The 13,597-nt window shown below is 39.4% G+C and carries 9 protein-coding genes, 1 pseudogene and 1 CRISPR repeat array (1 of these 11 cut by a window edge); of the genes and pseudogenes, 7 read left to right on the plus strand and 3 right to left on the minus strand.

The annotated features are described in order from the left end of the window. Positions 1-2: 2 nt before the first annotated feature. From AT864_RS15135 to AT864_RS15150, 4 genes and pseudogenes are all read left to right on the plus strand, one after another. Complete coding sequence (locus tag AT864_RS15135; protein WP_082741712.1) at positions 3-2,387, plus strand: pPIWI_RE module domain-containing protein; 2,385 nt, start codon at positions 3-5, stop codon at positions 2,385-2,387. Between the two features lie 324 nt (positions 2,388-2,711). Then, positions 2,712-3,215, plus strand: coding sequence for a hypothetical protein (locus tag AT864_RS15140; protein ID WP_231734673.1), 504 nt, complete (start codon positions 2,712-2,714; stop codon positions 3,213-3,215). Positions 3,216-3,526: 311 nt separating this feature from the next. Continuing rightward, a complete protein-coding gene (locus AT864_RS18415; RefSeq protein ID WP_231734675.1) occupies positions 3,527-3,679 on the plus strand; it encodes a nucleotidyltransferase substrate binding protein in 153 nt (50 codons plus the stop codon). Continuing rightward, positions 3,660-3,943, plus strand: a pseudogene (locus tag AT864_RS15150) (nucleotidyltransferase domain-containing protein). The gene AT864_RS18415 and the pseudogene AT864_RS15150 overlap by 20 nt, the downstream one beginning before the upstream one ends. A gap of 778 nt (positions 3,944-4,721) precedes the next feature. Here the strand turns inward: AT864_RS15150 and AT864_RS18800 are convergent. Then, positions 4,722-5,342, minus strand: coding sequence for a DUF4395 family protein (locus AT864_RS18800; protein WP_369815608.1), 621 nt, complete (start codon positions 5,340-5,342; stop codon positions 4,722-4,724). Positions 5,343-5,924: 582 nt separating this feature from the next. Between AT864_RS18800 and AT864_RS15165 the strand changes: the two genes are divergently transcribed. Together AT864_RS15165 and AT864_RS15170 are read left to right on the plus strand one after the other, a co-directional pair. Continuing rightward, positions 5,925-7,259 carry an APC family permease gene (locus tag AT864_RS15165; RefSeq protein WP_066150358.1) on the plus strand — a complete coding sequence of 445 codons (1,335 nt, stop codon included), beginning with the start codon at positions 5,925-5,927 and terminating at the stop codon, positions 7,257-7,259. Between the two features lie 224 nt (positions 7,260-7,483). Beyond that, positions 7,484-7,924, plus strand: coding sequence for a PH domain-containing protein (locus tag AT864_RS15170; protein WP_066150361.1), 441 nt, complete (start codon positions 7,484-7,486; stop codon positions 7,922-7,924). 417 nt (positions 7,925-8,341) lie between these two features. Here AT864_RS15170 and AT864_RS15175 read toward each other — a convergent pair whose 3' ends face one another. Together AT864_RS15175 and AT864_RS15180 are read right to left on the minus strand one after the other, a co-directional pair. Continuing rightward, positions 8,342-9,367, minus strand: a complete 1,026-nt coding sequence (locus AT864_RS15175; protein ID WP_066150364.1) for an iron ABC transporter permease — start codon at positions 9,365-9,367, stop codon at positions 8,342-8,344. Then, positions 9,367-10,407 carry an iron ABC transporter permease gene (locus AT864_RS15180; protein WP_066150368.1) on the minus strand — a complete coding sequence of 347 codons (1,041 nt, stop codon included), beginning with the start codon at positions 10,405-10,407 and terminating at the stop codon, positions 9,367-9,369. Before AT864_RS15180 ends, AT864_RS15175 begins: the two co-directional genes overlap by 1 nt. Before the next feature lie 572 nt (positions 10,408-10,979). Here AT864_RS15180 and AT864_RS15190 point away from each other — a divergent pair. Continuing rightward, on the plus strand, positions 10,980-11,957 hold the full coding sequence (locus AT864_RS15190) for an iron-hydroxamate ABC transporter substrate-binding protein (RefSeq protein WP_066150376.1): 978 nt from the start codon (positions 10,980-10,982) through the stop codon (positions 11,955-11,957). A 526-nt stretch (positions 11,958-12,483) separates the two neighbouring features. Beyond that, positions 12,484-13,597: direct repeats of the CRISPR family, unit length 30 nt; unit sequence GTTTTTATCTTAACTATGAGGGATTGAAAC (it continues 1,243 nt past the right edge of the window).

The raw sequence follows: 13,597 nt of genomic DNA on the forward strand, positions 1-13,597 counted from the left end.
GCATGGAACAACTTGAATTACACTCGTTTTTAATAAATGAGGAGAATTGTTTGCCCAATATCGAATTGTATCAATTGGAACTGCCAAATGAATGGAGCGAGTTCTTAAAAAGTTATAAAGTTGGCGATTATAAATATAGTTTAAACATCGGTTCTTTTTCAAAACTATTGCAATCTAAGTTCCCGCAACTTGTTTCTGTTTTGGCGCTCAACACAGTAATCGATCAAGGAATTAAGCCGTGGATTATTGCGAGTGAACAAATCGATGTACGTATTATTCATCAGCTTTTTGTAAAATGGCTTTCGATTGAATTAAATAAAGACGTGAAAGACTTGCCTGAAACAGTTCGAAATCAATGCTCATTGCCACAATGGAAACATTTTTACAGGAAAGATGTATTGAATCAACCGTATCAATATGATGTGATTCCAGGGGCTTATGCCCATGATTTTTGTAAAAGAAGCTATTTTATTAAATCCGATGAAATGACGTTAGAGTTTAAGCATGTAAGAACAGATAAAGGACATGAAGTGATGTCGGATGTAATAGAAGTGGCTGGCGAACATTTTATGTATGTCATCCATTTTAAACTAACGACAAGGGCGCTTCATGGGGCGCAAAAATATTTGAACATCAAATCGTCTATACGAAAAGTCGTCAGTTCTCCGTTGATCGGTGAAGATGGCACTCTATATCTAAAGGGCGGAAAAAATATATCTGTATATCTTTCAACGGCAAACCCTTACTTAAACACGGAAGGCCGCTCTTTTGCCCATATGAGCATAAAAAGGAAAAAGAATGCTGTGGAATGGTCTAGCGACATAGAAAAGCATTTTGTTGATATGCTAACAGAGGAAAAGGGATTTTCAATTGATAATTTACTAAAAAATCCAAAAGCATATTTTCCGGAAACGGGCCGCGATGTGATCGCGTTGATTAATGAATCAATTCATTCTGTTGGAAATCCGACGGGCAAGCTAAAATCGGGAGTCGGCCTGCCGACACGCCGAGAATTTTTTAAAGTCATTACCCAACAATACCCGAATTTAATTTTAAATGACAAATTGCCAAAAGTACCAAGTCGTTATAATAAAAAAGAACGTATACTGCTTTTTCCGCTTTCAACAGAGCGGTTGACATTTGAGATTTATACGGAAGACGAAAAGTTATTTGATCGGGTTCAAGCAGAAATTGTGAGTCTGTTGAATTTGGAGAAAAAAGACGATCACTTATTCGTACAGCAACGCTCTCAAGTTGAGTTTCAAATATTGCATCTGCAATTAGGCGATCTTGTCAAAGAATTAGATGGAGAAGATAAGGCAGCAGTCAAAAAACGCATCAAGGAACTCAAACAGTTTTTCAAGCACCGAAAAGCCAATGAACCGATTATGGCATTGATTGAAATTTTTCCTTATAATCAAAACTTGATGACCGAGAAGAAAGATCCTAAAGATGCCATTCGCATAGGTATGTTGGAAGCGGGACGAATTACACAATTTATTTATCCGTTAGAAGATGAGAATGGCACGGCAAAAAATCTTGAAGATATAATAAAAAGAAATAATAGCCGAGTTAAGAACAGCGTTTTAGACCTGCTGTCCGATAAAGGATTTAGTAAAACAATCAATCAAGATGAACTAATTATAGGAGTCAGTAATTATAAATCAGAAAAAGGGAACAGAGTCATTCCATTATTATGCAAAATCGATAATAATAGAAAGTATATTAAAAAATATATTGACAAAGATTGGTTGCCTATTGATTGCGCTATTACATCTTTAAATGCAGAATCGATCCAAAAATCTGTTGTATCAACTGACAGAATATGCTCTTGGATTGAACAAGAAATGGAGTTTTTGTTGGAAGAACATCCAAGTAAAACAATCGTCTTATTGCTCGATGCTGCATTGCGCTCTCGTAAAACATGGGCTGAGCTTCTAAATGAGGAAATAAGGGTTGACCAGCTCCCTTTGCAAAACGATCAATTAAAATGGAATGAGCGAATTAAGGTCATACGCATTAATGATGCAGATGAAGTGCCTTACTACGATATTACAACCAATAAGGACGAGATTACAAAAAGCTCGGGATTGTTCCGTGATGATAAAGGGATTTACTACAGTATCGGAAGTAGACCTGATTCATTGAAGGCAAAGAAAAGCTTCGTAAAAGTATATAGAACGGACCATATTGGAAAGCAACAAAATGTAGAATTAATTGTGAGCGGGTGCGATTCGCAAGAGGAGAGAGATCGTCTAGCAATTATGTGTCACCATTTGAGAAGGGACAATTTAACTTATGAGTTTTCTACAAAATGGCCGTTACCAATGCATTGTTTAAAGACTTTGAATGGTTATATTGATGCTTTTATAAAACTTAATGATTAAGGTGCGTTCGTTTTTCATAGTATTGACTTATGCACAGGCACGTCTAATCTTAATGCTTATAATCAAGGAGTAAAGATGTGTCTGTGATTTTTTCTGTTCAATGGTTTTGTTGTCATGTTGAATGATGATACGAATAGTAGCGATATTTCCTATTGATATTGAATTTCTCTTTTCATTTCCCCATAGTGACAATATCGATGGACTATATTCTTGATGGTGATTTTTGTGAAAAATCGCGTTGTTAGGCAAAATGAGATATACTGAAAGCAAACAGAGTGAATGGGAAAAGCAATTTTTGCTTTAAAAGGATGGGGGGACTGAATGATGACAAATAAAGAATATCAAGAAATCGTAGAGAAAAAATACAGTAAGCCGTTAAAAGAGATTATGTATGAACTTTGCGTAGTAAGAGATGTAGTTCCCACTGAAGGAGCTAGCGAGCTAGGTGTGCCTAAAAGCACATTTTTAGCGTGGAGAAATAAATTTCGGTTTGGACCGCTTCAGAGAAAAGCTGATTTTGCTGAACAAATACGGGACAAGCAGATTGATAAATATAAGCAGGACAACGAATTTGAGCGTGATTTTCTTTACAAAGAGGAGAGGTCTATTAGAGGATTTAAAGAAGTGATGGAGCGTTTTTTGGAACTTGAAAAGTACAAAAGCGCATTAAATGATCCTGACGCTTCTGACTACTTGTTTATAACGATGAGAATTGCAACCATTGAACAAATGTTGAACTATTTAACCAAATATGAACAAGGAAGACTGCACGAAGCATTTGACAAAGAGTATGAATATCTACGCATGATAGTCAATAAAGAAATATAATGCTATAAAAGGAGGTCCTTGATGAGCGACTTATTTGACAAGGATCGTTCTATCATATCAATATGCGTTTCGCTTATTGCTGCATTTAAAGAACGTCATTTCCGCTTCCCAACAAGTGGCAGCGGAAGATGAATTAATGAAAGAAGTATATCGAGATTCAATCGTAAAAAATATGAAATTCTCGAAGATCAGCTTTGGAAGCTGCTGTCGAAAATTTTCAAGGCGTCCGGTTTGGAGTTACACAGCCCAAGAGCGTGCTATCGGCAAGCTTTCAAGGAAGGCTGGATTGAAATATCGATATATGGAACGATATATTAAGTTCGCGCAATGTAACGGCTCATGTATATAATGAAGAGGATGATGAACAGATCAAACAAAAAATTGTTGATGAGTACGTTCAGCAAATCGAAGCATTGTTGCAAAACATTAAAGAAGAAGTGATCGATCGTGACGCATGGAATTAACAAAAATGTTTTTGAGCGTCTGATCGCGTATGTTCAAAGCGAGAAAGAGATATTTTATTTGGCTCGCGCGCAAAAAATACGGCGCGGCATCATTCCGATATCGATCTGTGCATTGATTATACGGGAAAGCAAAAGTGGAAAGTGATCAGTGATATTGACGACATTGTTGGCATATATTCGTGCGACGTGCTGTTTTGTGATTCATTGAACCAAGAAATCGAGCGGCAAATCGAACGCGATGAAATGGTGATTTATGAAAAATGAAAGGTGTGTTAAGCGGGCAGAGGGATTGCCACTGGTTGCCCATTCTCTTTTTACCGCCAATGGCATTGGTGTCGGCAAGCTGCTTCCAACCGTTCACATGCCTGACGCACTGTTGAGCGAGCACAAAACAAACTTTTGTCCGCGATCGGCTTTCATAAAGGAGAGTGGCGACAACGAGTGCTCACCGTATTTGGCGGATTCCGCTTTAAATCTCGATAGGTTTCACCATCTCCAGACCAATTCGCTAAAAGCGGGTTACAATTAATTTTACAGCCGGCGTACTTTCATAAAGGATGGCTGTTTTCTAAGAAATCTATAACATGTCTAATAGCTATGTGCTGATCACCTGCTAAGTATGATACCGAATTAAGTTCTTTCCAAATAATAATTGAACTGTAACCCTTTGTCCTCTTCTGATGACTGGACAGTATGTGACCCTGTGGTAAAATAAACCTATGTCGTTCTTTCATAACTGGATGTAGGAGGTTGCATGGAGAAAATAAAATGCGAAAACCAAGCTGATCCTTCCATGCGTAAAATATCCAAGGTACAAAAGAACTCCGAATTGTCGGACATCTAGGGTTGGAACGACCCGAAGTCACGCTCAGGGAGACGAAAGGCGGCTTTCGTCGTGGAACTGAGAAGCTCCCACTTCAAGCTTTAGCTAAGTGGTGAGTAGTTCACTCTTATGGTAATATATCTCGCATAAAATCTCTGTAATTCAGGTTGCTTTATCTATACCCGCTTCCTCTTTCATTTCTCGTAATACAGCACTAGATCAATCACGGTCACAAGATTCAAATGTTCCTCCAAGTATTTGAATCCCTGCCTCAGGAATATTTTGATGTTCAAATACTAAAAGCTCCCAAGTATGATGAACGTTTCTGATGATATAAGCCAAAACCTTTTTTACATGGATATTGATGTATACTTCCCCTTTATTTAGACAATCTAGCTTTGCTTGGATCTTTTTTACGATAAAGCAGCCAATGCAAAAACCAAGAATGGCCGCAAAGGCTGCCAGAGCCACTAGGAGCGTCAATACGTAAGCGATCTTTGTCCATCCCGCTAAAAATGACACATCACCGATCGATAAGCAAATGACCGCAATGATTTGATTGAATGACTGCTGTGCATCATCCTCAGGAATGTATTCGCTTGGTTCCTTTCGTAAAAAGAACTTTGCTGCTCTCATCACGAGATGGAAATGAAAGAATAATCCTAAAAGGCTGGAGATCAATGGAAATAGCAGCGACCATTCTTGATAGGTCATCGAAGTGAAGAGAACCGAAAAAACGATAAACCATTGATTTACACGTACGAATGGACGAGGAACGGAGGAAGGGGTTTTTGGTCTCCTAATTCCAGTATTTCTTATATGTTTAATTATATTTATGATATTTTACAGTAGACGTCATGATTTGTGAAGAAAATTTGCAGAGGAGGAGTTTTAGATTGCTTATGGGCTGACGTAAGCGATGATACCGATAATCATTTTGTGTTCTATCCCCAGCATTCAGTATAGGAATAAAAACGAGTCTCAGCCAGCCGCTAATAAATTGTGCATAAAAATCCTAAAAAGCTTTCATCCCGCGTCACGATCCTCGCCAGCCCGTCTGTACATCACATCTCCACTTGTCTGTCCAGCGTTTTCGGTCTTTCGTGCTTCAGATGGTTGAGCATTAGCTTTACCTCCAACTTCGAAGCTCTTAAAAGGCTTTTTGGGTTCGCGTAGAACAACAGACAAATAAAATATCATTAATTTTTAGAATATAGTAAAAAATAAAATTTTATATAGTATTATTTTTTTGTTTGTTTGATAAAAGCTTATTATACAAAGGATTTTAGATAAGACACGAATGAGAAGTATTGAAAAAATAATAATAAAATAATTCGGAAAAATTATTTTGTGCTGTTTAGTATGATATAATCCTTGCAACTATATAATTATACATTTGTACTTCTGAGGGGGACAGGAGAAATGGAAAAGGAAATGAAATTAAAGCGCAACATCGGTTTTTTTGTTTCTACGTCTTTAGTGATTGGAACTGTAATAGGTTCCGGAATCTTTATGAAGCCGGGGGTCGTCCTGTCTGCGACCGGTAATTCCAATATGGCGCTTTTGGCGTGGATTATCGGCGGCATTATTACATTGGCGAGCGGCCTAACCATTGCAGAAGTCAGTGTGAAGATTCCTAAAACCGGCGGATTATACGCTTATATTGAAGAAGTTTATGGGAAAACATGGGGGTTTTTGTGCGGCTGGGTGCAAACTATTGTCTATGGACCGGCTGTTATTGGTGCTCTTGCTCTATATTTCGGTACATTAATGGCTGACTTTTTTCATTTTCCAAAAGGAAGCAGCCTGATCATCGGAATTGTAACGACGATTTTACTTGCAGGTTTGAATTTATTGGGAACAAAGTTTGGCGGATTTATTCAAACGGCTTCCACAATCGGAAAGCTGATTCCGATTATCTTGATTGCCGTATTTGGAATGTTTAAAGGCGATGCCGCTGTTTTTAATGTAGAAAGTGGAAATATTCAAAATTTAAGTATGGGGGCTGCCATTTTAGCCACGCTCTGGGCCTATGATGGTTGGATGAATGTCGGATTCATGGCGGGAGAAATGAAAAACCCGGCAAAAGATCTTCCAAGAGCCATCATTTCGGGACTTTTAGTTGTTATTATTGCTTATTTATCGGTTAATATTGCTATGCTGCATGTGCTTCCTGCTGATCAGATTGTTGAGTTAGGACCAAATGCGGCATCAACAGCAGCAACATTATTGTTTGGCGAAATCGGCGGTAAAATTTTAGCGATCGGTATTTTAATCTCGATTTTTGGATGCTTAAATGGAAAAATTCTTACATTCCCGCGAATTCCTTACGCTATGGCAGTAAGAGGGCTTCTTCCAGGATCGAAATTCCTTTCCGGCATCCATCCAAAATTTAATACGCCGGTAGGGGCCACTGTTGTACAAGCTGTGATTGCGATCGTGATGATGATCTTTTGGAATCCTGACAGGCTGACGGATATGGCGATTTTCGCTGTCTTGCTATTTTATGGATTGTCTTTTAATGCGGTTTTCTTGCTTCGCAAAAAAGATAAAAATGAATCGCGTTTATATAAAGTTCCGTTATATCCGATTACGCCGCTTGTGGCGATTGGGGGCACAGCATATATTATTATCAGTACGCTGATGAATGCTCCTGCCGACACGCTTTTCTCGATTGGTATTACGTTAATTGGTTTGCCGATCTATTGGAAACTGAAAGAAAAAAATAAAAGCACTTCAAATTTAAAAGCAAGCTAATGTAAACAAACGCGAACAGTGATCACGCTGTTCGCGTTTTCAATTGAATGGAATTTTTTAATGGAGATATCCTTCCATTCAGATTTTGAAAGCCGATGCTTCGATCATTGTCACAGATTTGATGAGATGACGCATCTGACTGATTCAGGAGGAGAAATATGGACTCATCTTGCTCTGTATTGTAAAATATAACATATAAAGATAAAAATGAAAGGAGGGTTAAGTTGGTCTTTTACTCGAAAAAAGGACCCATTAGTTCCATCCTGATATGGCTATTAATCGTTGGAAGTATTGCGTTGCCAACAGCTGTCCACTTAGAGTTAGGTACTATAGCGGAGGATCTAACTGTTACTGACAAAATTTTATTAACCGTCATTTGTAGTTTATTTACACTATTTTTGCTTTCAGGATGGTTTCATACATTTTACATTTTAACTGACAAAGTCTTAAAAGTAAGAGGAGGAATTTTTAGTTGGACAATTCCTCTTGAAGAAATTGAAGCGATCACCGAGTCTAAAAATCCCCTGGCAGCACCGGCTTTATCCCTTGACCGCTTGCAAATCACATATGGAAAGTCGAAGTTCATCTTAATTTCTCCTAAAGACAAATCGTTATTTTTAAAACAAATAAAGAAAATAAGACCGGAAGTCATTATTGAGGGTTAAATTTTATTTCACTGATTCAAAATTAGACTTATAGCTGATTGAAAAGAAACGGTTCTGTTTTTTAACTGTCGAAGGCAAGTCATCGACTTACCTTCGACAGTTAAAGTGCGTGGCCGGCCTCCGAACAACAGGACGGCTTACAGAGATCTATTTTGTGTGTAAGCAACGTTGTTCAGCTACTCGACCGTGGAAAAACGGACTAAACTCCATATCGATGCAAATGTTAACTTATTATCTATATCCTATAGATATATGTTTAACAACATCTAAGTCGTGGTCAATCAATATTGCTGTATTATTTTACACCAGACTGTACGAAGATGATCAGATTGATTTTTCGATGGGCATGAGGCAAACTTTTTTCACAGTACACTTCGCTTTTACTGAAGAAGCATCTAAACGTTCTCACCGCAACTTTTAAACAGTTTTCAATAGTAAGTATATAAAATAAGGAACACTTAAAATAGAAACCACTAATCCGACCGGCAGTTCCACAGGTGCCATAATGACTCTGCCTAACGTATCGGCTGATAGCAGCAATAATGCCCCGATGATAGCGGTAAGCGGAAGCAGCTTGGCATTTCGCGAGCCGATGAGAAGCCTAGAAATATGCGGGGCGATTAAGCCTAAAAAAGTAATGCCGCCGCCGACCGCCACGCAAGCCCCGGCTAATGCAACAGAGACGATCAGAAGCTTTCTTTTTTCTCTTTCAATAGGAACGCCTACGCCGGTAGCTATTTCGTCCCCCATCGATAATGCATCGAGAAATCGAGCTTTATAGACCGCATAAGGAATCAATAGGATCAGCCAAGGAAGCAACGCAAGTACAAATGTCCAGTTCGTTCCCCAAATCGTGCCTGACAGCCAAATAATCGCCTTCATAAAATTGATCGGTTCCATTTTCATTTGAAAAATAATGAGTCCTGCTCCAAACGCTGCGTTGATGCCGATGCCAACCAACAATAAGCGAACGGGAGTGACTTTGCCATTTTTCCACGAAAGCATGTAAATGAGTATAGCCGCCCCGAACGCCCCAATTAATGCGGTAAGCGGCATAATAAATACCGATAACTCCCCTTTAAAAAATGCCGTCTGTTGGAAGAAAAACATGTAAAGAACGGTCGTAAACCCGGCACCGGAATTGATGCCAATAATTCCAGGATCGGCAAGAGGATTTCGCGAGACTCCCTGCAAAATGGCTCCTGATACAGCAATGCCCGCTCCAACTAAAAGCGCTAGAATGATTCTGGGCAGCCGAAATTGAAAAATGGTCAGTTCATTTTGTTCCGTGCCTTGCCCTATCAGTGTTGCTAATACGGCATCGAAAGGAATTTTAATAAATCCTGCGTTAATGCTAAGAATCAGCATCATAATGGTTAACATACTCGTAATGGATAATAAGAGCTTAAATTTCTTTTGATTTTTGGATAAAAGATGATCCATTATAGCTCTCTCCCTTCTTTACGCGCTAAGTAAAGGAAGAAAGGAACACCAACCAATGCAGTGATCGCACCTACAGGCGTTTCGAAAGGCGGATTGATCATGCGTCCGACAATATCGGCAACAATTAATAAAATGCCGCCGAGAATCGCAGAGCACGGGATGATCCAGCGATAGTCTACCCCGGTTAAGAAGCGGGTGATGTGCGGAATCACAAGACCCACAAATCCAATCATTCCGGCGATGGATACCGCTGCCCCTGTTAAAAGTAAAACGACGATGGTCCCTAAAAGCTTTATCATCCGTGTATTTTGCCCTAAACCTTTTGAAATTTCTTCTCCCAAACTAAGAATTGTGATCGAACGGGACAAGATAACAGCTAAAATGAGCCCTCCCAATACAAAAGGAGTTAAATAGTGCAGGTGCTGCATTTGCACGCCGGCCACACCCCCAGCGTACCAATAGCTAAGATCCTTTGAAACATTATATTTGATTCCAATCGCTGTAGATAGCGAACTAAGCAGGCCTGTTATGGCTGAACCGGCTAACGCAAGCTTTACCGGTGTCATTCCTCCCTTAGACAGAGAAGCAATTCCGAATACCAGTCCCGCTCCCACACCGGCTCCAACGAATGAAAAAAAGATTAGCCCGTAATAGGAAATGCCGGGAAGGAAAGCGATCGCAATCGCTACTAAAAAGGCGGAACCCGCTGATACTCCCATGATGGAAGGGGAGGCGAGAGGGTTTCGCGTCATTCCCTGCATAATCGCCCCAGAGGTGGCGAGAGCTGCACCGACTAAAACGGCAGCGATCGCCCTTGGAAGTCTTAACTCCCTAATAATCACGTGAGAAGAATGGTCACTATTAAAATGAAATAACGCCTTCCATATGGTAGAATAGCGAAGATCTGCCGCTCCAACATGGATAGAAGCGATGATGAAAAAAAGCAATAGAAGGGAACCGAACAGCAAAATCGCGATGCCCGACAGATGATGGTTATGCAAAGCTTTTGTAGCTGACTGTGCCGAGTTTTTTATCGTCATATCCAACAACTTCCTTTTCCTATAAAAATACGAATTCTTTTTTTGATAGCTAGAAATCATTTTTGACCATCCAACTGGTTCTGCTACGATCCTTATTTTTTCGTCCCGCATTCGCATCATGAGAAGGTTCAGCCAGAGCTGCTTTCAGGCTTATGGCGGCTTGATTCGGCCAACCGACTGCCGAAAAATCAACCAACTCCATCAATATGAACATGAGTCCCATTATCATTTTAGCTGGATATATATAACCATCATGGGACAACCTTTTATGACGCTCATTCATACCAAATTCATTGGACAGCAAAGCGCCCTTCGGCGACGACGATTGAACGGAACGATTAGAAAACGTTCAGCTTGCTAATTATCTACGATTTTTAAATGTTTAAAAGAATGCTGGGGGGTTGGAACATTTGGTCACACTATTATTCTTACTTTAAAGGCAAAGCTGATGCAAGGGCTATTTTCATGCTAATTTTTTTCGGGCAATTGACAATCTGTCTATTATATGATTCAATTGATGTTGATAATCAATATCAACAAGAGAATTCTATCATATTTTAAGGGGGATTTAAATGGTTCGTGCATTAAGAAAATGGAAACTCCCACAGCTGGTTGGGATGGCATTGTTGATCTTATCCCTTGCAGCTTGCGGAGCGGCCAAAGAAGACACGGCAGGGAAATCTGCAGACAATGCGAAAGAAGAGACACCGAAAGAGCGCATTTTAACGGATGCAATGGGCCATGAAGTGAAGATTCCAGCCAATCCTAAGCGTGTGCTTGCTTCATATCTTGAAGACCCGCTACTCGCTTTGGGAATCAAGCCTGTTGCCCAGTGGAGTGTCAATAACGGCGCAAGCGTTCAAGGATACTTGCAAGACCAATTAAAAGATGTTCCAACGATTCCATATGATTTGCCATTTGAAGCCGTCCAAAAATTTTCGCCGGATTTAATTATCATAGACTCTGCGAGCATGGTGGAAGGCGGAAAGTACGAGCAATATAACCAAATTGCCCCAACGTATGTCATTGGTAAAGAAGAAAATAATGATTGGCGTGAGGAATTGCTGCGTGTGGGAGAGATTTTTGGCAAAAAAGAGAAAGCGGAAAAACTTTTAGATGATTATGAAGCGAAGGTCAAAGAAGCAAAAGAGAAAATCGCTGATGCTGGCAATCCTTCTGTAGCCGCTATTTGGCTAGTCAATGGAAGCTTTTTTGTCGTAAGTGAAAAACTATCAAGCGGTGCCGTTATGTATGAAGATTTAGGATTAAAAGTTCCAAAAGTAGTAAAAGAAATTTCAGAAAGTGGAACAGCAAACTGGAATCCAATTTCGTTAGAAAAATTAGCGGAGCTAGATGCTGATTACATATTTCTTGTTAATAGCGACAAAGCGAATGGCTCGCCTATCCTAAATAACAAGCTATGGAAGAGTATACCTGCTGTAAAAGCCGGAAAGGTATATGAGTTTTCTCCAGATGAAAGCTGGCTCTATACAGGCATTATCGCGAATGAGCAAATTATTGATCATATTTTGAAATCAATAGCGAAATAATAGAGAAGAATATGAAGGAAGTAGACAAAGAGTCATAGGATTTGATCTTTTGTCTACACGCGAAAGACAGAAGCGAAATAAGGCTTCTGTCTTTTGTTTGATTATAGGCAAGTTGATTTTCTGCCCTCCTCCATTATTGTTCCGTTTTTTCTGTCCGTTGAACGCCTTTGTTTGCCTCCATTTATCCGAAAAGCTTCTATTGGCCATAGGGGCAAGCATACAAATGAATCGAGTAGCAAAAGAATCTACCGCTATCGTGCTTTTAAAACAGTCTACGACTTTGATATTTCGGAAAGACCGAATGGAAAACGCCGCTGCGAGACAATCGATTTTTTACTGAATCTATTGAAAAAGATTTGTCGTCGACCTCCAATAGCGCACAACCCCCTGGGGATCGACGACACATGGCCAATCGCCAAAAATCCCACAGCCATATGGAAAAGAAACGATTGATTGAATTTTAAGATAAGTTTATAATGACATTGTATCCATTTTTCAAACGTTGATTTTATCATCATTTTTTGGGGTTTTTATCTTAACTATGAGGGATTGAAACTTTGCCAACACGCCTTCTGTATTCCACTTGTTTTGTGTTTTTATCTTAACTATGAGGGATTGAAACCAGGATCATATCACGCATACTCTTTGACCCTTTCGTGTTTTTATCTTAACTATGAGGGATTGAAACTCTCAATAAATGCCCCTGACAAACCACCTGCAAATCCGTTTTTATCTTAACTATGAGGGATTGAAACTTCACCTGCTACAATAAACGAATATCACTAAGTTGTGTTTTTATCTTAACTATGAGGGATTGAAACTTGTTTCCCGGCGGCGCACCGCCACCTCTATTGCCGTTTTTATCTTAACTATGAGGGATTGAAACCGCAATACACTGCCGTCTCCCAATGTATATGAATAATCGGTTTTTATCTTAACTATGAGGGATTGAAACCTAATTGAACCCGTGCCTGTTGGATTATCGTCCTTTCCGTTTTTATCTTAACTATGAGGGATTGAAACAAATAGGCAGCGGAACATACGGTATTCCTAGATGGGTTTTTATCTTAACTATGAGGGATTGAAACCCTCAATTGCTCTTTTTCTTCTTTAGATAACCCCAGTTTTTATCTTAACTATGAGGGATTGAAACTTCAGAAGAGAAACGTTAAATCAAATGAAGCGTGAATGTTTTTATCTTAACTATGAGGGATTGAAACACGCAATCGGAACATAATTGACCGTATGACATTCAGGTTTTTATCTTAACTATGAGGGATTGAAACTCAACTAAAAGAGGGTGTTATTCTTGAACCATGTGCGTTTTTATCTTAACTATGAGGGATTGAAACCCTCACCGAACTCTTCAACAAATTCGTCGGCAGCAAAGTTTTTATCTTAACTATGAGGGATTGAAACGGAATCCATTCTCCTTCGCTTGTCATGAAAAACGAGTTTTTATCTTAACTATGAGGGATTGAAACTCAAACGCTCCTGCAGGTGCCTTCTTGGCTACGTCTGTTTTTATCTTAACTATGAGGGATTGAAACCATTCCCATATCGAGACACGTTGGTTGTTTGAACTGCGTTTTTATCTTAACTATGAGGGATTGAAACTTGATTTGTAATCTGCAACATGG

The organism is Anoxybacillus sp. P3H1B (assembly GCF_001560855.1).
In the GTDB taxonomy this organism is placed as follows: Bacteria; Bacillota; Bacilli; order Bacillales; family Anoxybacillaceae; genus Anoxybacteroides; species Anoxybacteroides rupiense.

Bases quoted from the DNA above. Each gene is read 5' to 3' on its own strand.
- AT864_RS15180 (WP_066150368.1), bottom strand. From the start codon at position 10,407: ATGACGATAAAAAACTCGGCACAGTCAGCTACAAAAGCTTTGCATAAC.
- AT864_RS15190 (WP_066150376.1), top strand. From the start codon at position 10,980: ATGGTTCGTGCATTAAGAAAATGGAAACTCCCACAGCTGGTTGGGATG.
- AT864_RS15135 (WP_082741712.1), top strand. From the start codon at position 3: ATGGAACAACTTGAATTACACTCGTTTTTAATAAATGAGGAGAATTGT.
- AT864_RS15140 (WP_231734673.1), top strand. From the start codon at position 2,712: ATGACAAATAAAGAATATCAAGAAATCGTAGAGAAAAAATACAGTAAG.
- AT864_RS15165 (WP_066150358.1), top strand. From the start codon at position 5,925: ATGGAAAAGGAAATGAAATTAAAGCGCAACATCGGTTTTTTTGTTTCT.
- AT864_RS15175 (WP_066150364.1), bottom strand. From the start codon at position 9,367: ATGGATCATCTTTTATCCAAAAATCAAAAGAAATTTAAGCTCTTATTA.